1 protein-coding gene is annotated in these 502 nt (G+C 36.7%); it reads right to left on the bottom strand.

Going from position 1 to position 502, the window contains the following annotated elements:
- Positions 1-62: 62 nt before the first annotated feature.
- Positions 63-218: a hypothetical protein gene (locus tag D7Y06_RS26400; RefSeq protein WP_158591519.1), complete on the bottom strand. Its 156-nt coding sequence runs from the start codon at positions 216-218 to the stop codon at positions 63-65.
- Positions 219-502: the final 284 nt, after the last annotated feature.

Raw genomic sequence — 502 nt, forward strand, 5'->3', positions numbered from 1 at the left:
TCTCCTTTGCTCTTTCACTTGATAGTATAGGTTGTTCAACTTTTTCTGTCCACACTTATATACTAACACCAGGAATATGTCGAATAGAAAAATACCGCAATCCCCTTAAGGACTACGGTATGTAAAAGAAACATATGCTGTTTTGTGATAGGCGGCATGATACCTGTCCCTGCCCTTGCCATGTTCATGGAATCCCCTTTCTGGGGATGCACAGACATATAATTCTGCTTTCCCCTGACAGCTTGTCATTAGGAGAAAATTATAAAAAATGCAAAGGTAGAGTCGGTGTAGCCAAAGGGTAGAAACGGTGTAGGATTTCGCAAGTTACGACATGACAAATCAAAAAAATTGTATGGAACCTCTCAATGCATAAATATAAATACAAAAACAGTTAATCTTTAAAATAAAAAAACAGCGACTCAGTTTCCCAAGAGGCTGTAAAAAATCTTGTGTCTATGAACTTTAGACTTTCCTGATAAGAATTAGATATGTAAGAGTATTT

Source organism: Roseburia sp. 1XD42-69, from assembly GCF_003612565.1.
In the GTDB taxonomy this organism is placed as follows: Bacteria; Bacillota; Clostridia; order Lachnospirales; family Lachnospiraceae; genus Roseburia_B.